Source organism: Methylobacterium sp. WCS2018Hpa-22 (assembly GCF_031843785.1).
Taxonomy (GTDB): Bacteria; Pseudomonadota; Alphaproteobacteria; order Rhizobiales; family Beijerinckiaceae; genus Methylobacterium.
Window position 1 is genome coordinate 188,513 of sequence record NZ_JAVTJA010000008.1, and the last position, 24,818, is coordinate 213,330.

At 65.2% G+C, this 24,818-nt stretch carries 25 protein-coding genes; 11 read left to right on the forward strand and 14 right to left on the reverse strand.

Translation table 11 applies throughout. From position 1 onward, the window contains the following. Nucleotides 1-5 precede the first annotated feature (5 nt). The 7 genes from hisB to RQI43_RS12925 all read right to left on the reverse strand — a co-directional run bounded on the left by hisB (nucleotide 6) and on the right by RQI43_RS12925 (nucleotide 8,141). The gene (gene hisB / locus RQI43_RS12895) at nucleotides 6-593 is read right to left on the reverse strand and encodes an imidazoleglycerol-phosphate dehydratase HisB (RefSeq protein ID WP_311275425.1); all 588 of its coding nucleotides are present in this window, start codon (nucleotides 591-593) and stop codon (nucleotides 6-8) included. Nucleotides 594-785: 192 nt separating this feature from the next. Next, complete coding sequence (locus RQI43_RS12900) at nucleotides 786-1,661, reverse strand: S-methyl-5'-thioadenosine phosphorylase (RefSeq protein WP_311275390.1); 876 nt, start codon at nucleotides 1,659-1,661, stop codon at nucleotides 786-788. A 111-nt stretch (nucleotides 1,662-1,772) separates the two neighbouring features. After that, nucleotides 1,773-2,672, reverse strand: coding sequence for a cytochrome c1 (locus RQI43_RS12905; protein WP_056430485.1), 900 nt, complete (start codon nucleotides 2,670-2,672; stop codon nucleotides 1,773-1,775). 19 nt (nucleotides 2,673-2,691) lie between these two features. Continuing rightward, nucleotides 2,692-3,975, reverse strand: a complete 1,284-nt coding sequence (locus RQI43_RS12910; RefSeq protein ID WP_056429863.1) for a cytochrome b N-terminal domain-containing protein — start codon at nucleotides 3,973-3,975, stop codon at nucleotides 2,692-2,694. A gap of 86 nt (nucleotides 3,976-4,061) precedes the next feature. After that, nucleotides 4,062-4,622 carry a ubiquinol-cytochrome c reductase iron-sulfur subunit gene (gene petA, locus RQI43_RS12915; protein ID WP_056430481.1) on the reverse strand — a complete coding sequence of 187 codons (561 nt, stop codon included), beginning with the start codon at nucleotides 4,620-4,622 and terminating at the stop codon, nucleotides 4,062-4,064. A 241-nt stretch (nucleotides 4,623-4,863) separates the two neighbouring features. After that, nucleotides 4,864-6,276 carry an MATE family efflux transporter gene (locus RQI43_RS12920; protein WP_311275391.1) on the reverse strand — a complete coding sequence of 471 codons (1,413 nt, stop codon included), beginning with the start codon at nucleotides 6,274-6,276 and terminating at the stop codon, nucleotides 4,864-4,866. Beyond that, nucleotides 6,273-8,141 (reverse strand): ABC transporter ATP-binding protein, encoded by a 1,869-nt coding sequence (locus RQI43_RS12925; protein WP_311275392.1) that lies wholly within the window; start codon nucleotides 8,139-8,141, stop codon nucleotides 6,273-6,275. Before RQI43_RS12925 ends, RQI43_RS12920 begins: the two co-directional genes overlap by 4 nt. 98 nt (nucleotides 8,142-8,239) lie before the next feature. Between RQI43_RS12925 and RQI43_RS12930 the strand changes: the two genes are divergently transcribed. The 9 genes from RQI43_RS12930 to hslU all read left to right on the forward strand — a co-directional run bounded on the left by RQI43_RS12930 (nucleotide 8,240) and on the right by hslU (nucleotide 16,645). Further along, the gene (locus RQI43_RS12930; RefSeq protein WP_311275426.1) at nucleotides 8,240-8,698 is read left to right on the forward strand and encodes a tRNA (cytidine(34)-2'-O)-methyltransferase; all 459 of its coding nucleotides are present in this window, start codon (nucleotides 8,240-8,242) and stop codon (nucleotides 8,696-8,698) included. 96 nt (nucleotides 8,699-8,794) lie between these two features. Then, on the forward strand, nucleotides 8,795-9,475 hold the full coding sequence (locus RQI43_RS12935) for a PspA/IM30 family protein (RefSeq protein WP_311275393.1): 681 nt from the start codon (nucleotides 8,795-8,797) through the stop codon (nucleotides 9,473-9,475). A 318-nt stretch (nucleotides 9,476-9,793) separates the two neighbouring features. Next, nucleotides 9,794-10,066, forward strand: a complete 273-nt coding sequence (locus RQI43_RS12940; RefSeq protein ID WP_027172548.1) for a YiaA/YiaB family inner membrane protein — start codon at nucleotides 9,794-9,796, stop codon at nucleotides 10,064-10,066. A gap of 54 nt (nucleotides 10,067-10,120) precedes the next feature. Further along, on the forward strand, nucleotides 10,121-11,041 hold the full coding sequence (hemF, locus tag RQI43_RS12945; RefSeq protein ID WP_311275427.1) for an oxygen-dependent coproporphyrinogen oxidase: 921 nt from the start codon (nucleotides 10,121-10,123) through the stop codon (nucleotides 11,039-11,041). Further along, on the forward strand, nucleotides 11,038-12,156 hold the full coding sequence (locus RQI43_RS12950) for an AAA family ATPase (RefSeq protein ID WP_311275394.1): 1,119 nt from the start codon (nucleotides 11,038-11,040) through the stop codon (nucleotides 12,154-12,156). The genes hemF and RQI43_RS12950 overlap by 4 nt, the downstream gene beginning before the upstream one ends. A gap of 70 nt (nucleotides 12,157-12,226) precedes the next feature. Next, the gene (locus tag RQI43_RS12955; RefSeq protein WP_311275395.1) at nucleotides 12,227-12,622 is read left to right on the forward strand and encodes a GFA family protein; all 396 of its coding nucleotides are present in this window, start codon (nucleotides 12,227-12,229) and stop codon (nucleotides 12,620-12,622) included. 114 nt (nucleotides 12,623-12,736) lie between these two features. Beyond that, nucleotides 12,737-13,273 (forward strand): ATP-dependent protease subunit HslV, encoded by a 537-nt coding sequence (gene hslV, locus RQI43_RS12960; protein WP_056429836.1) that lies wholly within the window; start codon nucleotides 12,737-12,739, stop codon nucleotides 13,271-13,273. 87 nt (nucleotides 13,274-13,360) lie between these two features. After that, nucleotides 13,361-15,031 carry a HAMP domain-containing methyl-accepting chemotaxis protein gene (locus RQI43_RS12965; RefSeq protein WP_311275396.1) on the forward strand — a complete coding sequence of 557 codons (1,671 nt, stop codon included), beginning with the start codon at nucleotides 13,361-13,363 and terminating at the stop codon, nucleotides 15,029-15,031. A 300-nt stretch (nucleotides 15,032-15,331) separates the two neighbouring features. Continuing rightward, nucleotides 15,332-16,645, forward strand: coding sequence for an ATP-dependent protease ATPase subunit HslU (gene hslU, locus RQI43_RS12970; protein WP_207413585.1), 1,314 nt, complete (start codon nucleotides 15,332-15,334; stop codon nucleotides 16,643-16,645). A gap of 19 nt (nucleotides 16,646-16,664) precedes the next feature. Here hslU and RQI43_RS12975 read toward each other — a convergent pair whose 3' ends face one another. The 5 genes from RQI43_RS12975 to RQI43_RS12995 all read right to left on the reverse strand — a co-directional run bounded on the left by RQI43_RS12975 (nucleotide 16,665) and on the right by RQI43_RS12995 (nucleotide 21,074). After that, nucleotides 16,665-16,820, reverse strand: a complete 156-nt coding sequence (locus tag RQI43_RS12975; RefSeq protein WP_311275397.1) for a hypothetical protein — start codon at nucleotides 16,818-16,820, stop codon at nucleotides 16,665-16,667. Beyond that, on the reverse strand, nucleotides 16,821-18,143 hold the full coding sequence (locus RQI43_RS12980; RefSeq protein WP_311275398.1) for a Cache 3/Cache 2 fusion domain-containing protein: 1,323 nt from the start codon (nucleotides 18,141-18,143) through the stop codon (nucleotides 16,821-16,823). It abuts the gene before it with no gap. A 441-nt stretch (nucleotides 18,144-18,584) separates the two neighbouring features. Then, the gene (locus tag RQI43_RS12985; RefSeq protein WP_311275399.1) at nucleotides 18,585-19,652 is read right to left on the reverse strand and encodes an MBL fold metallo-hydrolase; all 1,068 of its coding nucleotides are present in this window, start codon (nucleotides 19,650-19,652) and stop codon (nucleotides 18,585-18,587) included. Between the two features lie 44 nt (nucleotides 19,653-19,696). Next, nucleotides 19,697-19,867: a hypothetical protein gene (locus tag RQI43_RS12990; protein ID WP_200919138.1), complete on the reverse strand. Its 171-nt coding sequence runs from the start codon at nucleotides 19,865-19,867 to the stop codon at nucleotides 19,697-19,699. A gap of 97 nt (nucleotides 19,868-19,964) precedes the next feature. Next, a complete protein-coding gene (locus RQI43_RS12995; protein ID WP_311275400.1) occupies nucleotides 19,965-21,074 on the reverse strand; it encodes an aromatic ring-hydroxylating dioxygenase subunit alpha in 1,110 nt (369 codons plus the stop codon). Nucleotides 21,075-21,545: 471 nt separating this feature from the next. On the opposite strand from RQI43_RS12995, the gene RQI43_RS13000 reads away from it, so the two are divergent. Next, complete coding sequence (locus tag RQI43_RS13000; protein ID WP_311275401.1) at nucleotides 21,546-22,139, forward strand: hypothetical protein; 594 nt, start codon at nucleotides 21,546-21,548, stop codon at nucleotides 22,137-22,139. Here the strand turns inward: RQI43_RS13000 and RQI43_RS13005 are convergent. Both RQI43_RS13005 and RQI43_RS13010 read right to left on the reverse strand, forming a co-directional pair. After that, a complete protein-coding gene (locus RQI43_RS13005; protein ID WP_311275402.1) occupies nucleotides 22,131-22,592 on the reverse strand; it encodes a hypothetical protein in 462 nt (153 codons plus the stop codon). The two genes, RQI43_RS13000 and RQI43_RS13005, sit on opposite strands and share 9 nt — an antisense overlap. Before the next feature lie 342 nt (nucleotides 22,593-22,934). After that, the gene (locus tag RQI43_RS13010; protein WP_244478089.1) at nucleotides 22,935-23,534 is read right to left on the reverse strand and encodes a hypothetical protein; all 600 of its coding nucleotides are present in this window, start codon (nucleotides 23,532-23,534) and stop codon (nucleotides 22,935-22,937) included. A 295-nt stretch (nucleotides 23,535-23,829) separates the two neighbouring features. On the opposite strand from RQI43_RS13010, the gene pgeF reads away from it, so the two are divergent. Next, entirely contained in the window at nucleotides 23,830-24,600 is a 771-nt protein-coding gene (gene pgeF, locus RQI43_RS13015; RefSeq protein ID WP_311275403.1) for a peptidoglycan editing factor PgeF, read from the forward strand. Nucleotides 24,601-24,818: the final 218 nt, after the last annotated feature.

Sequence of the window (24,818 nt, forward strand, 5' to 3'; positions counted from 1 at the left end):
AGGCCCTACAGAGAACCCTTCGTCGAGGGAATCCGACCGTCTTCGCGCGGATCGACCGCAACCGCTTTCCGCAAGGCACGGGCCAAGCCCTTGAAGCAGCTCTCCGCGATATGGTGCGCGTTGTCGCCGTACAAAGTCTCCACATGCAGGGTGATCCCTGCATTCATGGCGAAAGCCTGGAACCATTCACGCACCAGCTCGGTGTCGAACTGCCCGATCTTCTCCACCTTGAACGTGGTGCGGAACACGAGGAAGGGCCGTCCGGAAATGTCGATGGCGACCCGCGTCAGTGCCTCGTCCATGGGCATGTGGATATCGGCGTAGCGCGCAATTCCACGCTTGTCGCCCAACGCCCGCGCAAAGGCCTGCCCCAGAGCGATGCCGGTATCCTCGACGGTGTGGTGGTGGTCCACATGGAGATCGCCGGTGACCTTGGCCTCCACGTCGAACAGCCCGTGCCGGGCGAAGAGTTCGAGCATGTGGTCGAAGAAGCCGATTCCCGTCGAGATCGTCGATCGGCCGGTTCCATCGATTCCGATGGACACGCTGACGTCGGTCTCCGCCGTCCGGCGGCTGATGCTTGCGGAGCGCATCGCTGAGGGTTCGCTCATGGTTTGACCGTCACGGACAGGGCCGCCTTCAAGAGCATCGGCACATGGGGGACATCGCCCACGAGCCTATGCCGAACGAGAACTCCGGACCGTCGATCCGGATCGCTATCGGGACCGACGCTCTAGAGGCAAATGCCTTCCTCTGGAAAGGCCTTACTGTCGAATGCTGCCGGGTCAGGCGTCGAGTACGCGCCCCGCCACGGCATCGAGCTTGGCCAGCAGCTCCGGATCGCGGTGGGACGGTGCGGTCATGATCGCGCCGTCCAGGGCACGGTGGGAGCCCGCCGGGCATTCCTCGCGCTCGGCCGGGAAGTCGCGGGCGATCCGCGAGATCAGGCGGGCCGCCTTGTCGGCATTCGCACGCGCGACCGCGACGACCGAGGAGACGTCGACATCGGCATGGCCCGGATGCCAGCAATCGAAATCCGTCACCATGGCGATGGTGGCGAAGGTGATCTCCGCCTCGCGGGCGAGCTTGGCCTCCGGCATGTTGGTCATGCCGATCACGTCGTAGCCCAGGCCCTTGTAGGTCCGGGATTCGGCGAAGGACGAGAATTGTGGGCCTTCCATGCAGACATAAGTCCCGCCGCGATGGACGGGCAGTTCCTCGGCGGCGGCGGCGGCCGCGATGCGCGCCTGAAGGGCCGGCCCTACCGGATGTGCGAAGGGCACATGCGCCACGCAGCCATTGCCGAAGAACGACGATTCCCGGCCGTGAGTCCGGTCGACGAACTGGTCGACGAGGACGAAGAGGCCGGGATGAAGCTCGCTCTTGAACGAGCCGCAGGCCGAGACCGAGACGATGTCGGTGACGCCGGCGCGTTTCATCACATCGATATTGGCGCGGTAATTGATGCCGGAGGGGGAGAGGCGATGGCCCCGTCCGTGACGGGCGAGAAAGACCACCTTGGTCGCGCCGATCCGACCGATCCGCAGCGAATCGGAGGGTTCGCCCCAGGGCGAGACGACGGCTTCTTCACGGATATCTTCGAGGCCTGGCAGATCGTAGACACCGGATCCGCCTATCACGCCGAGCACTGCTGCGGTCATGCCGAATCTCCTGTGGTCTTCATCGAGGGCGCGCCGGGCGTGCCCGCAGGGTGGAAACGAAAACGGGCCCGCCACAGCGAGCCCGTCGGTCGTGAACCGCCTTTAAGGGGCTCAGCTCGTCTTGTGAAGCTCCGGCTGCAGGCCGTGGACCTCGCCGCCCACATCCGCCCAGACCTTCTTCTTCACGTAGTAGAGAAGGCCCGACAGGATGAGCAGGAACAGGATCACACGGAAGCCGAGGGCCTTGCGGGCTTCCATATGCGGCTCGGCCGCCCAGGACATGAACGCCGCTACGTCGTGCGAATATTGCTCGACCGTTTCTGGAACGACGGGGTTGCCCTCTGCACCCTTGGCGTAGGTCACCTGGCCGTCGCTCAGGGGCTTTGCCATCGCGATGAGGTGGCCGGGATAGTACTTGTTGTAGTTCGTGCCCGCCGGGACATCCATTCCCTTCGGCGCGTCCTCGTAGCCGTTCAGGAGCGCGTGGATGTAGTCCACGCCCTGTTCCGAATAGCCGATGAAGGGCATCGCATCGAAGATGAAGTAGGGGAAACCGCGCTCGTAGGTGCGAGCCTTGGCCAGCACCGAGAAATCGGGCGGGGCCTTGCCGCCATTGGCGGCCGCCGCCGCCTTATCGTTCGGGAAGGGAGACGGGAAGGCGTCGGCCGGGCGGCCGGGCCGCTCGAACATGTCACCCGCGTCGTTGGGGCCGTCCTTGATCTTGTACTCGGCTGCCAGAGCCTTGACCTGACCGGCGGTGAAACCCGGCCCGCCCTTCTCGGCGAGGTTGCGGAACTTCACGAGGCTCATGCTGTGGCAGTTCGAGCAGACCTCACGATAGACCTGGAAGCCGCGCTGCAGCTGGGCCTCGTCGAACTTGCCGAAGATTCCGGCGAAGCTCCACTTCTCCCGCGGCGGGTTGGGCGTGGAGTGACCGTCCTCGGCACTGACCGAGGCCGAGCCGAGAAGGGTCGCGACGAGCGTGACGGCGAGGATGCGCGATGTGTTCATGCTTTTCACGATCCGCACCTCAACCCTTCGACGATGGTGCGGCGGCCGCACCGGCTGGCATGCCCGAACCGCCATATTGCGGATGAGGTCCGGTCACGCTTTCCAGGATCGATCCCGGCATCGCCTTCGGCGTTTCGAACAGCCCCACCAGCGGCATCACGATGAGGAAATGCGCGAAGTAGTAGGCGGTGCAGATCCGCGACGCGAGGACGTAGCCACCCTCAGGCGGCTTGGCACCGAGCCAGCCGAGCACCACGCACACCGCTACGAACAGCCAGAAGAACTGGCGGTAGATCGGACGGTAGTTGGACGAGCGGACACGGGACGTGTCGAGCCAGGGCGCGAAGGCGAGGATGATCACGGCGCTGAACATCAGGATGACGCCGCCGAGCTTGTCCGGAACCGCGCGAAGGATCGCGTAGAACGGCAGGAAGTACCATTCCGGCACGATGTGGGCCGGCGTCACCGAGGCGTTGGCGGGAATGTAGTTGTCCGCGTGGCCGAGGTAGTTCGGCTGGTAGAAGATCCAGTAGGCGAAGAAGACGAAGAACACGACGGTGGCGAACACGTCCTTGATCGTCGCGTAGGGCGTGAACGGCACCGCGTCCTTGCCGGTCTTGATCGGGATGCCGGTCGGGTTGTTCTGGCCGGTCACGTGGAGCGCCCAGACGTGGAGAACCACGACGCCGAGGATCATGAAGGGCATCAGGTAGTGCAGCGAGAAGAACCGGTTGATCGTCGGGTTGCCGACGGAATAGCCGCCCCAGAGCAGGCTTTGGATGGTGTCGCCCACGACCGGGATCGCGGCCAGGATGTTGGTGATGACGGTGGCGCCCCAGAAGCTCATCTGGCCCCACGGCAGGGTGTAGCCGAGGAAGGCGGTGGCCATCATCAGGAGGTAGATGATCACGCCCAGGATGTAGAGCACCTCGCGCGGGGCCTTGTACGACCCGTAATAGAGCGCGCGGAAAATGTGGATGTAGACCGCCACGAAGAACATCGAGGCGCCGTTGGCGTGCATGTAGCGCAGCAGCCAGCCGTAATTCACGTCGCGCATGATGTGCTCGACGGAGTTGAAGGCGTTGCCGGCCGAGGGGTCGTAATGCATCGCCAACCAGATGCCGGTGACGATCTGCGCCATCAGCATGGCGATCAGGATCGCGCCGAAGGTCCAGAAATAGTTCAGGTTGCGCGGGACGGGGAACGAGACGAACGACGAATGGACCAGCCCGACGATGGGCAGCCGCGATTCGAACCACTTGGCGATCCGACTCTTGGGGACGTAGGTGGCGTGACCGCTCATGAGGTTACCCGCTTCGAAGTCTGTTTCGCTCAGGTCCGTCGCTGCCGGACCCCTCCCCTCATCGCTCGTAAGCGATGCTGCCGAAGTCAGGCGACGGCCTTGCCGCCGTCTTCACCGATCCGGATCTTGGTGTCGTTCAGGAATGCGTAGGGCGGGATCGGCAGGTTGGTCGGTGCCGGTCCACGGCGCACGCGCCCGGACGTGTCGTAGAGCGAGCCGTGGCAAGGGCACGACCAGCCTTCATACTGGCCCTGGTGGCCGATCGGCACGCAGCCGAGATGGGTGCAGTTGCCGTAGACCACGAGCCACTTGGCGTGGCCTTCCTTCACGCGGGCGGAATCGGGCTGCGGATCCATGAGCTCGCTGAGCTTCGTGTCCTCCGATTCCTTGATCTCCTTCTCGGAGCGGTTGCGCACGAAGATCAGCTTGCCGCGCCAGAACACGTTGACGATCTGGCCTTCCTGAATCGGCGACAGGTCGACCTCGAGGGGCGCACCGGCGGCGATCACCTCCGCATCCGGGGCCATGGACGCCACGAAGGGCCAGGCCAGGGCACCGGCGCCCACGGCGAGACCGGCTCCGGTCGCCAGGAACAGGAAGTCGCGGCGGGACCCGTCGTGACCTGATGAGGGAGGGGTGTTCGCCAAGATCGACACTCCGGTACAGGATGGCTCCGGTTCGGCGACCCGCAGAGTGAGGGCGCGCCGCTTCCGTTCGCCGAGATTTAGAGGCGCTCGAAAGAAGCGCGTAGGGCAGACGCAGACACGATTGCACAAATCTGTGCAATGCGACCGGGCGTCACCCGAGACGAGCCTTCTGAGGCAGGTTTCTCTGGCACGCCAGATGCGAACCTGTCCAGAGTAGGCCCGTGACGGGAAACAGTATTCGTCACGAGCGCGAAATGACGCTGCCGCTAAGCCATAGCCAGCGCCGCACCAGCATCACGGCGACCACCGCCAGACCGGCGCAGAACCCCATCCAGATCCCCGATCCGCCGAAGCCCAGGCCCCAGGCGGCGAGGATGCCGGCCGGGATGCCGACGATCCAGTAGCCGAACAGGGCGATGGCCATGGGCACACGCGTATCCTGCATGCCGCGCAGCGCGCCGAGGGCGACCGATTGGATGCCGTCCGCCATGGCGAAGAGCGCGGCAAAGCCGATGAAGGTGACGGCGTAGGGGATGACGTCGACATTTCCCGGCGCGTCGAGGTCGAGAAAGAGGCCGATGAGCGGTCGCGGCAGCGTCACCTGGATGAGCGCGCATGCGCTCATGAAGCCGAAGCCGAGGAGGATCGCGATGGTGCCGGCCCGGCGCATGGCCATGCGGTCCCCGGCCCCGAAGGCCCGTCCGACCCTCACCGTCGCGGCTTGGCCGATACCGTTGGGCACCATGAAGCAGATCGCGGCGATCTGGATCGTCACAGCATGGGCCGCCAGCGGGGCCGTGCCGAACAAGCCCATCCCCAGAACGGCCGCCTCGAACAGGCTCGCCTCGGCCAGACCCGTCGCCGCCATGGGCAGGCCGAGGCGGAACATGGTGGCGAGGCGCGCAGCATGAGGGCGCCAGACCCCGAGAAAGAGCCGACGCTGGCGCAGGCCGGGCGCAAGCAGCATCACCACGACGAGGGCGGCGAGGGACAGGAAGGCCGCCAGCGTCGTCGCCAGCCCCACGCCGACAAGTCCGAGGCCGAGCAATCCCGGCCCCTCGAAGGCGAGCCAGATCGCTAGGCCAACATTCACCGGCAGGGCCGCGATGCTGATGGCGAGGGGCCAGCCCGGTCGTTCCAGGGCGGACAGACTGGCGCGCAACGCCATGAAGGCGAGTGCCGGCCACATCGACCATTGCAGGGCGCGCATGTAGAGCCCGGCATCCTCGGTGAGCTTCGGTTGCTGCCCCATGGCGAGCAACAGCGACTCGGTGTGCCAGAGCGCGAGCATCACCGGGACGATCGCGATGGTGACGGCCCAGAGCCCGGCGCCGACGATACGGCGCACGTCGTGCTCGGCCGAATCGCCCCGGCCGATGGCGCCCGCGATCAGGGGAGAGACCGCCGAGGCGAGGCCGATCCCGCAGATGAACAGGATGAAATAGAGGCTCGTCGCCAGGGCCCCGGCGGCGAGCGGCTCCGCCCCGAGACGCCCGAGCAGAACCACATCGGCCGTGACCAGGCCGTGCTGAGCGAGATTGGTCAGGATCAGAGGCGCGGCGAGCACCAGCGTCGCCCGCAGTTCGGTGAGCCACGGACCGCGCGAGGGCCGCTGCCGCTCAGCTGCCCCAGCCGAAGCATTGAGGGCGATCATTCCGCCGCGTCCTCGTAGACGGTCGGCGATACGTCACCGAGAAAGCCGCCGGACTGGCGCTCCCATAGGCGCGCATAGAGCCCGCCGGTGCGGATCAGCTCCGCATGGGTCCCCTCCTCCACAATGCGGCCGGCATCGATCACGATCAGCCGGTCGAGAGCGGCGATGGTGGAAAGCCGGTGCGCGATGGCGAGCACCGTCTTGCCCTGCATGAGGGTGTCGAGACTGTCCTGGATCGCCGCTTCGACCTGGCTGTCGAGGGCGGATGTCGCTTCGTCGAGGATCAGGATCGGCGCGTTCTTCAGGATGACGCGCGCGATGGCGATGCGCTGGCGTTGGCCGCCGGAGAGCTTCACGCCCCGCTCGCCGACCTGGGCGTCGTAGCCTGTCCTGCCCCTGTTATCCACGAGACCGGCGATGAACCCGTCGGCCTCCGCGAGTTGCGCCGCCCGCTGGATCTCCTCCAGCGTCGCGTCCGGCCTGCCATAGGCGATGTTGTCACGGATCGACCGGTGCAGGAGGGAGGTGTCCTGCGTCACCATGGCGATCGCCTCGCGCAAGGAATCCTGCGTGACGCCCGCGATGTCCTGACCGTCGATGAGGATCCGGCCGTTCTGGATGTCGTGCAGCCGAAGCAAGAGCGCGGTCAGGGTGGTCTTGCCCGCGCCGCTGACGCCAACGAGACCGACCTTCTCGCCCGGACGGATATGGAGGCTGAAATCCTGGATGACCGACGGCGTGCCGTCGCCGTAGCGGAAGCCGACCCGGTCGAAGCGGATGTCGCCCCCGTCGACCGCGAGCGTCCGCGCGTTCGGAACATCCACGATCCCGTGCGGGCGCGAGATCGTCTGCATGCTCTCCTGGATCACGCCGACATTCTCGAAGATGCCGCGCACCGTCTGCATGACCCAACCGGACATCGCCATCAGCCGCAGCACGAGGGCGAGACCCGCTGCCGCCTCGCCGGTGGTCATTCCACCGCTGCGCCAGAGCAGGAGACAGGCGGTGGCGGTGGCGACGATGAGCGCGCTGTTGAGGATGCCGAGCAGCGTCGTCGTGGTCGTCACGAGCCGGAACTGGTGGAGATGCGCCGTGGTGTGGACGTCGATGGCGTCGCGCACGGCCGCGCGTTCTTCCCGGTCGCGGGCGAAGAGCTTCACGGTGAGGATGTTGGTGTAGCTGTCGACGATCCGCCCGATGAGAATCGACCGCGTGTCGGCCGTCACGAGGGAGCGCGCTCGGGCACGGGGCACGAACCACCAGGTCAGCACCGAATATGCCGCCACCCAGACGATGACCGGCAGGGCCATCCATAACGAGATGGAGCCGAACAGCCCCACCGCCGTCACCGCGTAGATCGCCACGTAAAGAAGCGTATCGATGAAGACCACGGCCAGTTCGCGCACGGCCGGTCCGACCTGCACGACCCGGTTGGCGAGCCGTCCGGCGAAATCGGCCTGGAAATACGAGAGCGAGTGGCCGAGCGTATAGAGATGCGTACGCCAGCGGACCTGGTTGGTCGCCTGCGGCACGAGCAGCTGGTTGGACATCACCTCGTGCAGCCAGATCGTGAAGGGACGAACCACGAGGAGCAGCATTGCCGCGAGGCCGAGCTTCCATCCGTGGTCCTGCAGGATCATGGCCCGGTCGGCATTGTTCAAGAGGTCGATGAACCAGCCCATGAGCAGGTAGAGCGATGCCTCAACCGTCCCGGCAGCCACTGCCACGAGGAACAGCATCACCAAGGCGGTCCGCATCGGCCTGAGATAGAAAGCGGCGAAGCCCGTCACCGTCTTGGGCGGCATCCGCCCGTCTTCGAAAGACGCGAACGGGTCGATGCGGCGCTCGAGCCAATCGAGAAACATAATCTGGTCCGGTGTTGGAGACTTGCCTGAGGTAGTGGGCCTTGACGACGTGCCAACCGCGAGGCGATGCCGCAGACGCAATGCAGCCGTCCGGTCCGATGCTCCGTCTCGCCCTCTACCAGCCCGACATTCCCCAGAATACGGGGACGATCCTGCGGATGGCAGCGTGCCTCGACGTGGCCGTCGACATCATCGAGCCGGCAGGATTCGATGTGTCCGACCGGCACCTGCGCCGCTCAGGACTCGATTATCTCGACCATGTGGCGATCACGAGGCATCGCTCCTGGGCCGCCTTCTCGCAGTGGCGGGAAGAGACCGGAACACGGCTCGTCCTCGCCACCACCGCCGGCGCCCTTCCCTACACCGCCTTTGGCTTCCTCCCCGGTGACTGCATCCTGCTAGGACGGGAATCGGCGGGTGTCCCCGCATCCGTCCACGAGGTAGCCGATGCCCGGATCGTCATTCCCATCCGTGAGGGAATGCGCTCGCTCAACATCGCCGTGGCGGCGGCGATGATCCTCGGCGAGGGGCTGAGACAGATCGGGTCGTGTGCGTGACAAGATTTTGAACGGTGTGCAGTTCAGCACTTGAACGCCGTTCAAATATCGTCGAGACCATGAGTGTGAACAGCGTTCAAACGCCGGAGGCACACCATGCTCAAGTTGTTTCGGCTCCTCGCCCGCGGCGCAGCCGCCCAGGCCGAGGAAGCGGTGATCGATCGCCACGCCTTGCTCATCCTCGACCAGCAGATCCGGGAGACGCGAGTCTCACTGGAGCGCAGCCGTCAGGCCCTCGCCGCCGCAATGGCGGGCGACAAGGCGGAAGAACGGCGTTTCGTCGAGGTCGAAGCCCGCGCGGCCGATCTCGAAGAGCGCGCTTTGGCGGCGCTGACGGCGGGACGCGAGGAACTGGCGTCTGAGGCGGCGGAGGCCATCGCCGAGCTCGAAGCCGAACGGGACGCCATCGGTGAGGCGCGCCTGAGATTTGGCCGCGAAGTCGCCCGCATCCGCTCCGTCGTCGCCGACGCGACCCGTCGTCAGAACGAACTGGAGCGTGGACGCCGCATCGCCGCCGCGGCGGAGGCGGCACGACGCCTCGGCGTTCAGGCCAACCCGAGCGAGCGGGCGACACTCAAGGAAGCGGAGGCGACGTTGAGCCGGCTGCGTGCCCTCCAGACCGAGGCCGCCGACACGGAAGCGGCGCTCGCCGAGACCGAGCCCGGCCTCTCCATCGCCGAACGGCTCGAGCGCGAAGGCTTCGGCGCCAGCACCCGCCCGAGCGGCGGCGCCGTCCTCGACCGCCTGCGGCGCAAGGTCGAGGCGCGTGCTGCATGAAAGTTGATGCGACGCGGACTCGATGGGTCTGGGCAGGTCATCGGAGCATAAAGACATGGGAAACACCATTCTCCCACCCGCCACCTCATCCTGAGGCGCCGGAGCGCAGCGGAGGCCTCGAAGGAGCCCTCCAGCAAGCTCGCTCTAACTGGAGGCCTCCTTCGAGGCTGCTTCGCAGCACCTCAGGATGAGGTCGAGGTGAGGAATAACCTTCAGAACAACCAAATCCGGGGCGATCGACATTCGAAAATATCGCCGATGACTTGAACAGAACTCACGCAACTCAGCTCTCTCCCATCAAGGACCACGACCATGACCATGAACAACGAGACCACTCAGCATTCCGGCGCCTGGGTCACCTTCACCTACGCCTCCTTCATCGGCTCGGCCGCGATGGTCGCCCTCGGCATCCTGTTCATGCCCATGGACATCTGGATCAAGGGCTACCTCGCCATGGGCACGATCATGTTGGTCCAGTCCTGCATCACCGCCACCAAGACGATCCGCGACGTCCATGAGGGTCGCCGCATGGTCAACCGGATCGAGGACGCCAAGACCGAGCGTCTGCTGATGTCGGTGGGTAAAGATTGACCGGACCTCGATTGACGATGGGCGGGAGGGATGGGACATCCCTCCCCCATGACGATGTCCGACACGACTCCGCCACCGCCCCCCGAGGCCGAACTCGCGCTCCTCAAGGACGAGGTGACCACGTGGTTCGCGAGCCTGCGCGACCGGATCCTGGCGGAGCTGGAAGCGATCGAGGCGGAGGCCGTAGGGCCGTTCCATCCCGATGCATCGGCCGAGGCCGGACGCTTCGTGAAGACGCCCTGGAAGCGCACCGACCATAGCGGCACGCCCGGCGGCGGCGGCACCATGTCGATGCTGCATGGGCGCGTGTTCGAGAAGGCCGGTGTCCACGTCTCGCAGGTCTTCGGCGAGTTCGCGCCGGAATTTCGCGCTCAGATGCCGGGCGCATCGGAAGACCCGCGCTTCTACGCCACGGGCATCTCGCTCATCGTCCATCCCTGGAACCCGCATGTTCCGACGGTTCACATGAACACCCGCTTCGTCTCCACGACGAAGACGTGGTTCGGCGGCGGGGCCGACCTGACCCCCGTCCTCGACCGGAGGCGGACGCAGGACGATCCGGATACGCTGCGGTTCCATGCGGCGATGAAGGCGGCCTGCGACGCCCATGCGCCGGCGGCGGATTACGACCGCTACAAGGCGTGGTGCGAGGAATACTTCTTCCTCAAGCACCGCAACGAGCCGCGCGGGATCGGCGGAATCTTCTACGACTACCACTGGACCGGCGATCCGAAGGCCGATCTCGCCTTCACCAAGGATGTCGGCCTCGCCTTCCTCGATGCCTATCCGGCGATCGTGCGCGCGAACCTTTCGACGCCATGGACGGAGGAAGACCGGTTGGAGCAGCAGGTGCGGCGCGGGCGCTACGTGGAATTCAACCTGCTCTACGACCGGGGCACCATCTTCGGCCTGAAGACGGGCGGCAACGTCGCCTCGATCCTGTCCTCGCTGCCGCCCACCGTGCGCTGGCCGTGAGCGACGACCTTCCGACCCGGTTCGCGCCCCAGCAGGACGCGGCGCTCAAAGCCATCGCCGAATGGCGCAAGGCCGGCGGTCCGCAGGTGTTCCGCCTGTTCGGCTATGCCGGCACCGGCAAGACCACCCTGGCGCGCCGGATCGCCGACGATGTCGAGGGCAATGTCGTCTTCGGCGCCTTCACGGGCAAGGCCGCCTCTGTGATGCGGTCGAAGGGCTGCCACGACGCCGCGACGATCCACAGCCTGATCTATCGCAGCAAGGAGACCGAGGAGGGAGGGCCGGCCTTCACCCTCAACCGCACCGGGCCGGTCTCGAAGGCGGAGCTCGTCGTCATCGACGAGTGCTCCATGGTCGATTCGGATCTCGGCAACGACCTGCTCTCCTTCGACAGGCCGGTCCTGGTTCTCGGCGACCCCGCCCAATTGCCGCCTGTGCGTGGCGGCGGCTTCTTCACCGAGGCCGAGCCCGACGTGATGTTGACCGATGTCCACCGGCAGGCCGCCGACGACCCGATCGTGCGTATGGCCATGACGATCCGGGAGGGCGGCCGGCTCAGCATCGGCGAGTATGGCGAGAGCCGCGTCGTCTCGCGCCGCTCCCTCGATCCGTCGAGCGTGCTCGAATGCGATCAGGTCCTCGTCGGGATGAACAAGACGCGGCGGCTCTACAACAACCGCCTGCGGGAGCTCGCCGGCCATACCGATCCGATGCCGGCGGTGGGCGAGAAACTGGTCTGCCTGCGTAACGACCGCACCAAGGGCCTGCTCAACGGCTCGACCTGGACGGTCCATGCCCTTCGCGCCGCGCCGCGCGTCGACACGATCCGCCTCGATGTCGTGCCCGACGACGACCCGGCCTTGAGGCGGCGGCCCATCGACATCAAGGTGCTGCGGGCGGTGATGTCGGGCTCCGAGGAGGAGATCCCAGCCTTCCTCAAGCGCGAGACCGACGAGTTCACCTACGGCTACGCCCTCACCGTCCATAAGGCGCAGGGCTCGCAATGGGACAATGTCGTGCTCTTCGACGAATCCTTCGCCTTTCGCGAGCACCGGGCCCGCTGGCTCTATACCGGGCTGACCCGTGCCGCCCGCGCCATCACCGTGGTTGTGTGAGCGAGGGCGATGCCGTCTTGCCCGCGTCATCGTCCTCTGAGACAACGGCGAGAACGAAGGGGGAACTTACATGGTCTTGACGGGACGGTGCCGCTGCGGAGCGATCCATTACAGCGCCGAGGGCGAGCCGAGCCATAATGCCCTGTGTCATTGCGCCGATTGCCGGCGCTCGTCCGGTGCTCCGGTGGTGGCCTTTGCCCTGTTCCCGGCCGAACGGGTGACGATCTCGGGTCACCCGACCGATTACGAATCCTCGCCCGGCGTTATCCGGCAGTTCTGCGGCACCTGCGGCACGGGGCTGTTCTACCGTAACGAGGCGGTCTTTCCTGGCCAGATCGACATCCATACCGCGACCCTGGACGATCCCGAGGCGCTGCCGCCCCAGGTCAGGATTCAGATCGCCGAGGCCGCCTCGTGGTTCGCTCGGTTCGAGACCCTGCCGGCCTTCCAACGCTACCCGGAATAGCGCGGTAACGCTCCGGCGGAGGTTGGAGTCCGCGTTCCGAAAGACTACCTGACACCGGTCAGAACCAGACCGGAGTCAGCCTTGTCCCATTCCGCATCCGGCGGCCCGCCGCAAATGCACGCCACCACGATCCTGATGGTCCGCAAGGGCGGCAAGGTGGTGATCGGCGGCGACGGGCAGGTCAGCCTCGGCCAGACCATCGTGAAGGGCAATGCCCGCAAGGTGCGCCGCCTCGCCAAAGGCTCCGTCATCGGCGGATTCGCCGGGGCAACGGCCGATGCCTTCACCCTGTTCGAGCGGCTCGAAGCCAAGCTCGATCAGTATCCCGGTCAACTGACCCGCGCCTGCGTCGAACTCACGAAGGATTGGCGCACCGACCGCTACCTGCGTCGTCTCGAAGCGATGATGTTGGTGGCGGACAAGGATGTGAGCCTGCTTCTGTCGGGCGCGGGCGACGTGCTCGAGCCGGAAGGCGGCGTCATGGCGATCGGATCGGGGGGAAATTATGCCCTCGCCGCTGCCCGCGCCCTGGAAGATGGCGAGCACGATGCAGAGGCGATCGTCCGGCGAGCACTCGGCATCGCGGCGGAAATCTGCGTCTACACGAACGGCAATCTCGTCATCGAGCAGCTGGAGTTTTCTGCATCTTAGTGCCAGATTGCAGCTCCGATTAACGTAAACTTGCGGATGTTCCCCTAGCGCTATCGGCTGTCTTTCTTGGAAAGCTGGCCGACGGCGATGCGCATCAAAGCTAAAATTCTAGGTTTCGTCGGTCTCTGCTCGATGGTGACGCTCGTCGTCGCCACGATTAGCATCATGTCGCTCCAGACCTTCAACACTGCGCTCACGGATGCGAAACTCGCCTCCCAGCGGGCCCTCGATGCCGCGAACATGAACCGGCTCGTCACCAGCGTGGTGGTCGAGTCGCGCGGTATCTACGCGGCCAAGGATACGCAGGATGCCGAGAAATACGCGGCCCGGCTGAAGAAGAACCTCGAGGCGATGAACGCTCTCCTGACCGCATGGGCTCCGAAAGTGCCCGCGAGCGAGCGGGCGCTCTTCGAGAAGATCACCGCCGAAGCCGCCGGCTTCACTACTCTGCGTACGGAAACCGCACGTCTCGGCACGCAGGTTTCGCCGAAGGCCGCCGCCGAGCAGGGCTTCAACGAGGCCAACCGCGCCAACCGTCAGGCTTTCCAGGACAGTATCGAGACGCTCGTGGCTCATAGCTCCGCCGAGGTGGAGGCTATCGACCGCTGGACGGACACGCTCTACGCAGAGCGCCTGAACCTGCTCCTGGCCTTGGCGATCGGCGGAACCCTGGGCAGTCTTCTCATCGGCGGCTTCGTCGGAGCGCGGGCGATCGCCCGGCCCCTGGCCGGCGTCTCCGCCGCGATCCGCCACCTGTCCGAGGGTGACCTCACCCTTCCCGAGACGAAGGCCCGACGCGACGAGATCGGCGAGATCTGGACCAGCATGCGGGTCTTCTCGGCAACGATGAAAGAGGCGGCGGAGCTGCGGATCCAACAGAATGAGGCCGCCGGTATCGCGGGCCAACGTCGCCATGCCGAGATGGGCGCCCTGGCGGATCGCTTCCAGGGAAGCGTCGGCCAGATGGTCGGCACCCTGGCCGGCTCGGCCGCCGAGATGGAACTCACCGCCCGGACCATGGCCGCCACCGCCGACCAGACCAACCGGCAATCCACCGCCGTGATGAACGCGGCCAACGAGACCGCCATGAACGTTCAGGCCGTCGCGGCGGCGACCGAGGAACTCGCGGCGACGGCCAACGAGATCGGCGCGCAGGTGTCCCAGACATCCGCCGCCGCCGCTGGCGCAGTGGAAAGTGCGCGCCGAACTTCGGAGCGTGTCCGTGTTCTCGCCGACAGTGCGTCCCGCATCGGCGACGTGGTCGCCTTGATCTCCAACATCGCCAGCCAGACCAACCTGCTCGCCCTGAACGCCACCATCGAGGCCGCTCGCGCCGGTGAGGCCGGTCGCGGCTTCGCGGTGGTCGCAGCCGAGGTGAAAGGGCTCGCCGCCCAGACCGCGAAGGCGACGGACGAGATCACGGTTCAGATCGCCACGATCCAGGAGGCGACCCGCGACACGGTGGGCGCCATCGAGGAGATCGGCTCCACCATCGGCACCGTCCATACGATCGCGATGGGTGTCGCGGCAGCGGTGGAGCAGCAGCAGGTGGCCACGCAGGAGATCGCCCGGAGCGTCAACGATGCCGCGCGCGGAACCCAGGCCGTCACCGAAACGATCGCGGACGTGCAGCTGGCCGCCGTTCAGACCGGGGCTGGCGCGTCCCAGGTTCTGGCCGCCGCCGAGCAATTGACGCAGCAATCCAACAGCCTGGGCAACGAGGTCGAGGATTTCGTCGGCGGCATCCGGGCAGCCTGACCGTCTTGCCCGACCATCTGGAAAGGGCGGGTGCCGACGCTTAGATCGGGGTCGTGCAAGACCGCGTGCTTCTCCTGACCCACCGCAACGATCCCGCCGCAGGCTCGCCGCATCTGGCCGGGCCGGCGGCGTTCCTGCATGAATGGGCTGGCACTTCCGACAGTCGGCGTGTCGTCTCATCGCTCGCCTGTCCCGGTGCTCACCCGCTGCAGGCCGCGTCGGGTATCATTTGCTGGCGGATCGGCTCGGCGCCCTCCCCTCATCCTGGGCAGCTCAACTGCCGCATTCGACCGGAGCGTGATGACAACTTTCTCCCCCCGCGAAATCGTCTCGGAACTCGACCGGTTCATCGTCGGCCAGCATGACGCCAAGCGTGCGGTCGCCATTGCCTTGCGGAACCGCTGGCGCCGTCAGCAGCTCGTGGGGCCATTGCGCGAGGAAGTCGCGCCGAAGAACATCCTGATGATCGGCCCCACCGGCTGCGGCAAGACCGAGATCGCCCGTCGACTGGCCAAGCTCGCCGGAGCGCCGTTTCTCAAGATCGAGGCGACGAAATTCACCGAGGTCGGCTATGTCGGCCGCGACGTCGAACAGATCGTGCGCGACCTCGTGGAGGTCGGTATCGGCCTCAAGCGCGAGGAGAAGCGTCGTTCGGTCAAGGCGAAGGCCGAGGCGGCGGCGGAATCACGCATCCTCGATGCCCTGGTCGGACCGACATCGGGCCAGGCCACCCGCGAGAGCTTCCGCAAGAAGCTGCGGAACAGCGAGCTCGACGACAAGGAGGTCGAGATCGAATTGTCGGGCGGATCGCCAACCGGTCTGCCGATGTTCGAGATTCCCGGAATGCCCGGAGCCTCCATGGGGGCGGTCAATATCGGCGACATGCTCGGCAAGGCGCTCGGCGGCCAGAAGGGCAAGCCGAGGCGTATGACCGTGCGCGAGGCCTACGCTCCCCTGCTCGCCGAGGAGTCCGATAAGCTGGTCGATTCGGAATCGCTGACGCAGGAGGCGATCCGCGAGGTCGAGAACAACGGCATCGTGTTCCTCGACGAGATCGACAAGATCTGCGCGAAGGAAGGTCGTTCATCGGCAGATGTCTCGCGGGAAGGTGTACAGCGCGACCTGCTGCCGCTGATCGAGGGGACCACGGTGGCGACGAAGCACGGTCCGGTGAAGACCGATCACGTACTATTCATTGCCAGCGGCGCTTTCCACGTCTCTAAGCCGTCCGATCTTCTGCCCGAGCTACAGGGGCGCCTGCCGATCCGCGTCGAGCTGCAGCCTCTGACGGTAGAGGATTTCAAGCAGATCCTCACCACCACGGAGGCGAGCCTGCTGAAGCAGACCGTGGCGCTGATGGCCACGGAAGGCGTGACCCTGGATTTCACGGACGATGCCGTGGACGCGCTCGCACGGGTCGCCGTGGAGGTAAACAATTCGGTGGAGAATATCGGCGCGCGCCGGCTCCAGACCGTGCTGGAACGGGTGATCGACGACATCTCCTTCACCGCCACCGACCGGTCCGGGGAGACCGTGGCGATCGACGCCGCCTATGTTCGCGAGCGTGTCGAAAGCCTCGCCGCGAACGCCGATCTCAGCCGGTTCATCCTGTAGCCCTCGTCCCGGCGAGGATTCAGGCCGCGACGGCCGTGAGGAAGCGTCCGATCTCGGCTTCGAGTTCGGCCGCGACGTTTTCCACCTGGGCGGCGCTGCCCTGGACACTTTCGGCCATCGTGGCCGTGCTGCGGGCTGCCCCCGTGACGGTGCCGAGATCGCGTGCGATCTCCACTCAGGTGGCGGCGGTGTTCCCGGCATTGCGTGAGATCTCGCCGGTCGCCGCGCCTTGTGCGGCGACGGCTGTCGCGAGCTCGGTGGTCATCGCGCTGATCGCACCCATCCGATCCGTCACGCGACCGATGGCATGGGCGGCCTGATCCGTCGAAGTCTGGACGGATGCGACCTGACTGGCGATCTCGTCCGTCGCCTTCGCGGTCTGGCTCGCCAGGGCTTTCACCTCCGCCGCCACGACCGCGAAACCACGGCCGGATTCGCCGGCCCGCGCGGCCTCAATGGTGGCGTTCAGGGCGAGGAGGTTGGTCTGTTCCGCGATGGCCCGGATGAGACCCACGACGGTGCCGATGCGTTGCGCGGTATCGGCGAGCTGCCCCATCTGCTGGTTGGTGGCGGACGCCTCGCTAAAGGCTGCGTCGATCTCGCCCTTGGCGACATCGAGGCGGGCGCCGATCTCAACGATCGAAGCGGAGAGTTCCTCGGCGGCGCTTGCGACGGTCTGCACGTTGGCGGAAGCCTCGCGCGAGCCGGCCGAGGCGCCCTCCACCGCACGGGTGGCGTCCGAAGACGCGTCCGACATGGCGGCGGCGCGGGCGCGAAGTTCGCCCGTCTGCGCGCCGACCAGGCGGACAGATTTTGAGACCTGGGCTCGGAAACGGGCGATCTCCGCATCGATGACCGCACGGCGCTCTTCAATGTCTTTGGCACTCGCCATCCGCTCGGCTTGCAGTTCACGCGCCTTCAGGCTGGTTTCGCGCAACGCCTCGAGCGCACGGGCCACGGCACCGACTTCGTCCCGTGCGTCGCGATAGGGAATCGCACCCTCGAGATCCCCTGAAACGAGACGGGAGGTCCGCTCCGCGACCACGCGAATGGGTCGAAACATGCGGAACGCGGCAAAGCCCAGGACGAGACAGGCCAGAACGGCCACGGACAGGATCGTCCAGCGCAGGGTCGAGAGGGTCTGCGCCTGGACGGCGTCATAGGTTTCGAGGGGTACGCCCACGAACAGGATGCCGTTGATCCTACCCTTCGCATCCTGCATCGGTTGATAGACTGTGAGATACCGGCGGCCGAAAAGAGTTGCAGGCCCGAAATATGCCTTGCCGCTTCGAATGAGTGACTGCGCCGGGTGATCGGCGGCGAGGGCGGTGCCCACGGCTCGTTCGCCATTCTCCTTCTTCACCGTCGTGACGCGCCGCACGAAACGGTCGCCCGCGGGGTCGTAGGTGAAAACCGTGGCGGTTCCCCCGACATAGGCGACGGTGCGGTCGACGATGGATTGATCGTCTAATGCGCCGAGGTCCGGCGATCTGGCCAAGGTTACCCGATCCCCATCGAATTCGATCTCCGCCCCGGGGACCGCATCTCGGTACACTAAACTCAGTGTTCGCAGATGAAGGTTCCCATCCGCAGCCTGCTTTTCCTTGAGTTGATGGTCGATCTCCCAGTTGGTGACCATGAGAAGTATCATGGAGACTAGAATTATCATTGCCGCCGTGAGGAGGATCACTTTTCCGGTCAATGATCGGAGGTACACCATCATGCCGCAATCCAAATATAGAAATATGATCGAGGCTTGTATTGAAGCACAATAAGTTTATCGGCCTATTAATGCTTTATTTTGATTTGATAAAGCAGTCTAAGTTTTCATCTACAATTATATTTCTGATTTCTACTCGATCCGCGGCAGATAAGGAGATGAATTGTGCTGTTAATAGTCGCCCCTATGGAATTGCCGGGCGCCGAACCGCTATCCGTCTCACCGAGGTTCCCAGACTTGTCCCGGACGCAGGGCAACGAACCGCTCCGGCGGAATTCCGCCCGCCGCGCATGCCGCCGCCAAAGCCTCCACCGGTTGTTCGATGCCCTCATCGGTGAGGCGGAACGTGCCCCAATGGTGCCCGAGTACCTGGTCCGCCCCGAGCAACCCGGCCGCGACGACGGCGTCGGCCGGGTTCATGTGCTGGGCTTTCATGAACCACCGTGGCTCGTAAGCCCCGATCGGCAGGGTCGCGAGGCGGGCAGGACCGAAGCGCTCGCGGGCATCGCGGAAGATCGCGCCATCGGCGAGACCGGTATCGCCGGAATGATAGACGACACCGGACGGGCTGGTCAGGATGTAGGAGCACCACAGCGCCATGCGCTTGTCGTTCAGCCCTCGCGCCGACCAATGGTTGGCCGGTGTCATATGCACGCTCAGGTCGCCGCCGAGATCGATGGACTGACCCCAGTCACGCGTCTCCACATGCATCGTATCGTCGTAGGACCGAAGGATGCTGTCATTGCCCAGCGGCGCGACGATCAAGGGCTGATAGCTTTGCCAGAGCCGCGCCACGGTCGGCCCGTCGAGATGGTCGTAATGGTTGTGAGTGATGAGCACGACGTCGATGGGCGGAAGAGCGTCGAAGGCGATGCCCGGAGGATTGACCCGCTTCGGACCCGCCAGGGAAAACGGGCTGGCGCGGGGGGCGAAAACCGGATCGACGAGGATGTTGCGGCGCGCGACCTGAAACAGGTAGCTCGCATGGCCGATGAACGAGACGCGCAACCCGTCGACGCGCTCGGGCGGCGTATCGCTGAAGGGGCTCGGAAACGACGTCGGCCAGGCGATCCCGGCCCGCTCCCGCTTCCAGCGCAGGATGTCACCCAGCACCTTGTCGGGCGGCTGATCGACGCCGTGGAATTGAAGCCCGTCGAAATTATCGGTGACGGGGCCGTTGTAATAGGGGTTTCGGCCCTTGCTGCGCCGGTGCGCCGCGTAGCCGACGCCGCCTAGCGTCATGACGGTGACCGCGGACAGGGTCGCGAGAAGGCTTTGCCGTTTCATCGTTCCGAGATGGCGGTGGCCGCCGGGCAATCAAGACGCGTTCGTCAGGCTTCGCACTCCTTCGGCATCACGGCGACCAGTTCACCGGCGAGCGCGCGGATCTTGCGATGAGCCTCGACCTCGACCTCCTCGCGGGTCTTGTTCTCGGTGGGAATGGCGACCACGCCGGTGATCCGCCCATGCGCGCCGATGAGCGTGAAATTGAATCGTCCCATGCGGCTGCGGCGAACGACGTAATGCGGCAACGGTTCCGTCCCTTCCAGAAGGCATCGGCCTGAAAGGAGCAGCTACGGGGCGGCTGACGGAAAAGTTTCAGGACCGCCAGCGCAATTCCTGCTGAACCAGCGGGTTGCGGAAGGGCCGCGTCTCGCGCGCCGCCTGAAGGGCTTCCCGCTTGAGACGGAAGTACCATTGCGACGGGAGATCGCCCTGGCCGAACAGCACCATGGTCGGCTTCCGGTCAAGGCCGGCCTGGGCGTGCTGGAGCACCTGCTGGTCCTGCGTCAGGAACTGCCGCATGAGCGGCCGCGCAAGCGGCTTCAGCAGGTTGAGGAGCGGCATGTTCCAATAGAGGGCGTTCGTCAGCAGGGTGCGATTGTGCGTGAGCGGCGTCGCGAAGGTGTAGTTGGCCACCCGCTTGGCTCCGGCCTCGATCCGCTCCAGCCGCACGCCCGGCAGGCGAAACTCGATCTCGACCTCGGGTACACCGCCCAGCAACTTGTAGACCGGCGAACTCGTCGTCGTGGAATGGCTCGACATGGTGAAGCCGTGCGGCGTCGGCGTGAACGTCTTCACCTTCTCCCGTAATTCCTTCGACGGCCGGAACCACCAGGAATCGTGGACGAAGGCCACGTGGCCGGGGTCGACGAGGCTCAATGTGGTGAGGTCGAACGAGGCCTCGACCACGAGTTCGACCACGAGGGAGCCCGCCGCCTCGAAGCCGAGCTCCGGCAGGGGCGGCAGGTCACCGCCCGGCGCACCCAGGAAGGGATTCACCCAGACGAAGCCGGCGCTCTCGCGAATGGGGAAGCGCTGGACCGTGATCCGCGTAAAATCCGCCGCATCGGCGGAGGAGAGGGTCGGTACGTCGCGGCAGCGTCCGTCCGTGCCGAAGCGCCAGCCATGGAACGGGCAGGTCACGGCGTCGCCATCGAAGCGTCCCTTCGACAGGGCCATGCCCCGGTGCGGGCAGCGGTCGCGCATGGCGAAGGCGGCTCCAGCCTTGTCGCGGCCGAGCACGATCTGCTCGCCGTTGAGTTCGACCGCCCGCAAGGTGCCGGCTTTCAGCGTGTCGGAGCGGCCGACGCAGTAGAAGGCGTCGGGCAGCGGCTGGCGCATGGCGTCCGGGTCGAGGGCCGCGTCGTCGGTCGCCGAATGCGTCGCCGTATCGGCCTTTGCCTGGGTCGGCAGGGATGAGAGCATGACGGGCTGCGATTGTCCTGTATCGGTCTCGCCTCCGGCGACGCCCGATCCGTTCGGATATAGGCCGATGCGTGGCGAAGAGCGCCCCGTCTTACGCTTCGGTGGCGGCGGTGACCATAAGCGGAAAAGGCCAGCCGGGACCGTGGTCCCCACATGATCGGAATTGTGCGCCGTCCCGCTCGCCGACGGAGATCTAGCCCGCTCCTGGTGCCGGTCTTCGGCACAGGGAAGCGACGAGCCATCAATTCCTGAAGGAGCTGTCGCGGGATGTGGACATGCAGGAAACCGCCGCTGGCAAAACTAAATGTAGCACAAATAAATAACGGTCATTTGTTACGGTCGTTCCATCGTTTTAACAATTTTTTAATCTCCATCATTTCACTTATGTAGTCCGGTGATCCATATTGAGAAGCTGCGATGATTGGATTGACAATATACAGCTCTTCTTCCGCAACGCGGACGGGCTTTGCCGTGGCCGACCCGAAACAGGCCGCCGTGACGTCGCCTCAAGCCGGCAGCAGTCAAGCGGAGGGCTCGAATCAGTCGGTCGGCACAGTCTCGCCAACTCAGACGACCGCGCAATCTGCTCGCGCCAAACTTGATGCGGATTATGCCAAGGCAGTAACGCAAGGAACAAACATTGTCGCGGATACCGCGCATGGCGGCCGGCACCTCGACGTATCGTCTCTGAATGACGAAGAACTGGCCGCCGTATCAGCAGGTGGTGGCTTCAGCGATGATGAAAGCCTGACAGCGAAAGCAGAATTGGCTGGACGCATGTGGGCTACCTTGGCGCCTTTCGAGGGGAATCCGCGCGCATCGGCTATGGCTGTCAGGGCCCTCTATCCGGCGCTTAGCGCCACTGTTCGCGAAGCGCTTGGTTGGAACGAGGAAACTCTCTCTTCAAGCGACGCGCTTATCCGGAATTTTAGTGGATCCGACCAGAACCGGGAAAAAGACACCGTCCTCGAGAAGCTGCGAACTATGCCGCAGTCTTTAGACACGTTGAAATTCGATGCCTCTCTGATGCCTTTGAAAGGCGGTACGGTCGATGTTCTAGCCTAGTCTGGAAGACTGAGCATTGGGCGCTCGCATTGCTGAATGCGAGTTCAGAAGGAGATCAATTCTGCCGATTGCCGCCGATGCCCCTCGGCAGAGTTTCGTGGATAAGTCGACGATATTGAGGGAGTACGCGTGGAACTCCGGATGGCAGCGGGAAGTGCGCGGGCGGGACCGCTCCAGAACATCTCGACCGGCTCGTCGACATTCGCCACGGAATAGGAGTGGCCAGAGGAGCGCGGAGAGCAACAGGCCGATACGCAGGTAATCGAAGCCCGACGTGAAACCGGATCCCTTCGCCATTTTGCCGTCGATGGACGTCATTGCCCGAAAGCCCATGGCCAGCAACGAAGCCTTCACCACCATGGAAATCGTGTCGTAAAAATGCTCCATCGTGACGCGATCACAATCGGTGTGATTCGAACCGCTAGCATCAACGGCATCGCGCCGCGCGGGCATCCGCCGCATCCCTCGAGGGTTCCTCTCACGGAGCATGCGCGGGCGGTCCGAAGCCCCCCAGCGGCGAGGCGCCGCGCCCACCGCATCGGGGCTTTTCAAGCCGCGGATCCGTGACTAGCTTGGGGTTCTCGCAACGAACGAAAGGAGGTGATCCAGTGTCTCATTGCCTAAATCAGCCGCTTACCTCGGCTAACCGGACCTGGAACGTCGCCTCCGGCGCGCACGCCTAGCGCGTCAGAGGACCCCTCATCGGGTTCGGCCGAACGGATAAGTGGTTCGGCAATGGAAGGGCCGCCCTCATGGGGCGGCCCTTCGTCGTTTGGGTGTTGGCGGTTGGAGCGTTCAGCGCTTCTGGAAGAGAGGCTGCGCGAGCGCCTCCGCACGGGCCATCCAGAGATCGCGGTCCGAGCAGGCCTCGGCGAGTTCGGCGGCCTCTCTCTCGGAGCGCATGCGCGCCTCGTCGAGTTCCTCGATCAGAAGGGCCTGCAATTCGCTGAGACGGTCGCGCTCGGCGCGCAACTCATGAAGTTCGGCCATCTCCTTCTCCACATGGGAGCGCAGGCGGCGTAGTTCCTGGGCGAGAACCCCTTGGAGCTGGTCGTACCGGTCGCCCTCGACCTGGAGCTTGGCCTTGAGCATGAGATTCTCGGCCATGAGTTCCGAGAGGTCGTCCTCTGCCGGTTCGGCTTGAGCGGGCGGCGGGACGACCCGGGGCGACCAGGACTGAGCCTGCGGCTCGGGCTTCTCGACCGCGGCCGGCCTCTCGAACAGCGCGACCTTGTCAGCCGCCGGCCTGTGCGGCTCGGCATGCTGCGACGCGACCGCCGCCTGTTCCTGTGCGGTGGTGGCGGCCTTCATAGCCGCCAGCCAATCCCGCAGGGGTCCGGGTGCCGGACGCCCATTTACTTCCTGTGCCTGGTTGTGACGGGCTGGTTCCGACATCGCTCGCGTCCTCATGTGTGAGGAGCATTGGATCAAACCATGCTTAACGAACCGTAAAAGTTAAAGAAAATTAGCTGTCCCGAAACGCGGAAAATCCGAGGCCCTCGCATCGAGACGGACATCCCCGCGTCGTCTTTGCACGGCGTGGATCGCCCGGGATGGAACCTGCGTCATCGGGCGTCCGGCGACTGGCCCTGACCGGGCGCAATCCGCCAGTGCCGCCAAGCCACTCCCCTCTCCGGCGGGAGCCGGTGCTATAGGGTGGCCGACATTCTCCGAAGGACGGACACGGCGCATGCATATCGAAGCCCCCAGCCTCGCGGGCCAGCCCGGGATCAGACACGCCTTCTTCACCCGTCTTGGCGGCGTCTCGGACGGATTCTATGCCAGCCTCAATGGCGGCCTCGGCTCCCATGACGAGCCGTCCCTCGTCGTCGAGAACCGCCGCCGCATGGCCGAGCATCTCGGGGTCCCGGCGAGCCACCTCGTCAGCCTGTATCAGGTCCATTCGGCCGGGGTCGCCGTGATCGAAGGCCCGATGGCCCTCGCCGAACGTCCCCGCGCCGACGCCATGGTGACGCGGGTGCCGAACTTGGCCCTCGGCATCGCCACGGCCGATTGCGGCCCGATCCTCTTCGCCGATCCGGTCGGTCGTGTCGTCGGCGCCGCCCATGCGGGATGGAAGGGGGCGTTGACCGGTGTGATCGCTGCCACCGTCGACGCCATGGTGCGCCTCGGATCGGAGCGGAGCGACATCGTTGCCGTGCTCGGCCCGACGATCTCTCAATCCGCCTATGAAGTCGGAGACGATTTCCGCAGCCGCTTTTCCGCGGAGGTTCCGGGTTCCGATGTCCACTTCTCGGAAGGCGCGCGCGAGGGGCATGCCCAGTTCGATCTGCCGGGCTTCATCGCCCGTCGCCTGGGTGAGGCCGGTATCGAGAAGGCATCGGTCCTGGGCCTCTGCACCTACGAGGACGCGGAGCGCTTCTATAGCTATCGCCGTACGACCCATCGGGGCGACGCGGATTACGGCCGCCTGATCTCCGCGATCAGCCTCGCTGCATAGCGGCCACCGCCATACGTTCCCTCGGTGCGACATCTTGTCGTGAAATGGATGCGAAAAAAGCGTGGCCGTAGTTGAACCTTGGCCGTTCATCTGAGTTTTCGGAGTGCACGACCTCCAGCGAGGTGGTCGCCGCCACAAAGGGGCCGTGTTCAACACACGCGGCGTGGTTGCGATGCAACAGCTTCCTGAGGGATGCTGAGATATAGACGGGGAACTGC

What these genes read in the sequence shown, in the direction of transcription:
- RQI43_RS12965 (WP_311275396.1), top strand. Translation starts at nt 13,361, where the DNA reads ATGCGCATCAAAGCTAAAATTCTAGGTTTCGTCGGTCTCTGCTCGATG.
- RQI43_RS12920 (WP_311275391.1), bottom strand. Translation starts at nt 6,276, where the DNA reads ATGATCGCCCTCAATGCTTCGGCTGGGGCAGCTGAGCGGCAGCGGCCC.
- RQI43_RS13010 (WP_244478089.1), bottom strand. Translation starts at nt 23,534, where the DNA reads ATGTCGGAACCAGCCCGTCACAACCAGGCACAGGAAGTAAATGGGCGT.
- RQI43_RS12905 (WP_056430485.1), bottom strand. Translation starts at nt 2,672, where the DNA reads ATGAACACATCGCGCATCCTCGCCGTCACGCTCGTCGCGACCCTTCTC.
- hisB (WP_311275425.1), bottom strand. Translation starts at nt 593, where the DNA reads ATGCGCTCCGCAAGCATCAGCCGCCGGACGGCGGAGACCGACGTCAGC.
- hslU (WP_207413585.1), top strand. Translation starts at nt 15,332, where the DNA reads ATGACAACTTTCTCCCCCCGCGAAATCGTCTCGGAACTCGACCGGTTC.
- RQI43_RS13005 (WP_311275402.1), bottom strand. Translation starts at nt 22,592, where the DNA reads ATGCCCGCGCGGCGCGATGCCGTTGATGCTAGCGGTTCGAATCACACC.
- RQI43_RS12940 (WP_027172548.1), top strand. Translation starts at nt 9,794, where the DNA reads ATGAACAACGAGACCACTCAGCATTCCGGCGCCTGGGTCACCTTCACC.
- RQI43_RS12925 (WP_311275392.1), bottom strand. Translation starts at nt 8,141, where the DNA reads ATGTTTCTCGATTGGCTCGAGCGCCGCATCGACCCGTTCGCGTCTTTC.
- hemF (WP_311275427.1), top strand. Translation starts at nt 10,121, where the DNA reads ATGTCCGACACGACTCCGCCACCGCCCCCCGAGGCCGAACTCGCGCTC.
- RQI43_RS12990 (WP_200919138.1), bottom strand. Translation starts at nt 19,867, where the DNA reads ATGGGACGATTCAATTTCACGCTCATCGGCGCGCATGGGCGGATCACC.
- pgeF (WP_311275403.1), top strand. Translation starts at nt 23,830, where the DNA reads ATGCATATCGAAGCCCCCAGCCTCGCGGGCCAGCCCGGGATCAGACAC.
- RQI43_RS12955 (WP_311275395.1), top strand. Translation starts at nt 12,227, where the DNA reads ATGGTCTTGACGGGACGGTGCCGCTGCGGAGCGATCCATTACAGCGCC.
- hslV (WP_056429836.1), top strand. Translation starts at nt 12,737, where the DNA reads ATGCACGCCACCACGATCCTGATGGTCCGCAAGGGCGGCAAGGTGGTG.
- RQI43_RS12995 (WP_311275400.1), bottom strand. Translation starts at nt 21,074, where the DNA reads ATGCTCTCATCCCTGCCGACCCAGGCAAAGGCCGATACGGCGACGCAT.
- RQI43_RS12985 (WP_311275399.1), bottom strand. Translation starts at nt 19,652, where the DNA reads ATGAAACGGCAAAGCCTTCTCGCGACCCTGTCCGCGGTCACCGTCATG.
- RQI43_RS12910 (WP_056429863.1), bottom strand. Translation starts at nt 3,975, where the DNA reads ATGAGCGGTCACGCCACCTACGTCCCCAAGAGTCGGATCGCCAAGTGG.
- RQI43_RS12930 (WP_311275426.1), top strand. Translation starts at nt 8,240, where the DNA reads ATGCTCCGTCTCGCCCTCTACCAGCCCGACATTCCCCAGAATACGGGG.
- RQI43_RS12900 (WP_311275390.1), bottom strand. Translation starts at nt 1,661, where the DNA reads ATGACCGCAGCAGTGCTCGGCGTGATAGGCGGATCCGGTGTCTACGAT.
- RQI43_RS12935 (WP_311275393.1), top strand. Translation starts at nt 8,795, where the DNA reads ATGCTCAAGTTGTTTCGGCTCCTCGCCCGCGGCGCAGCCGCCCAGGCC.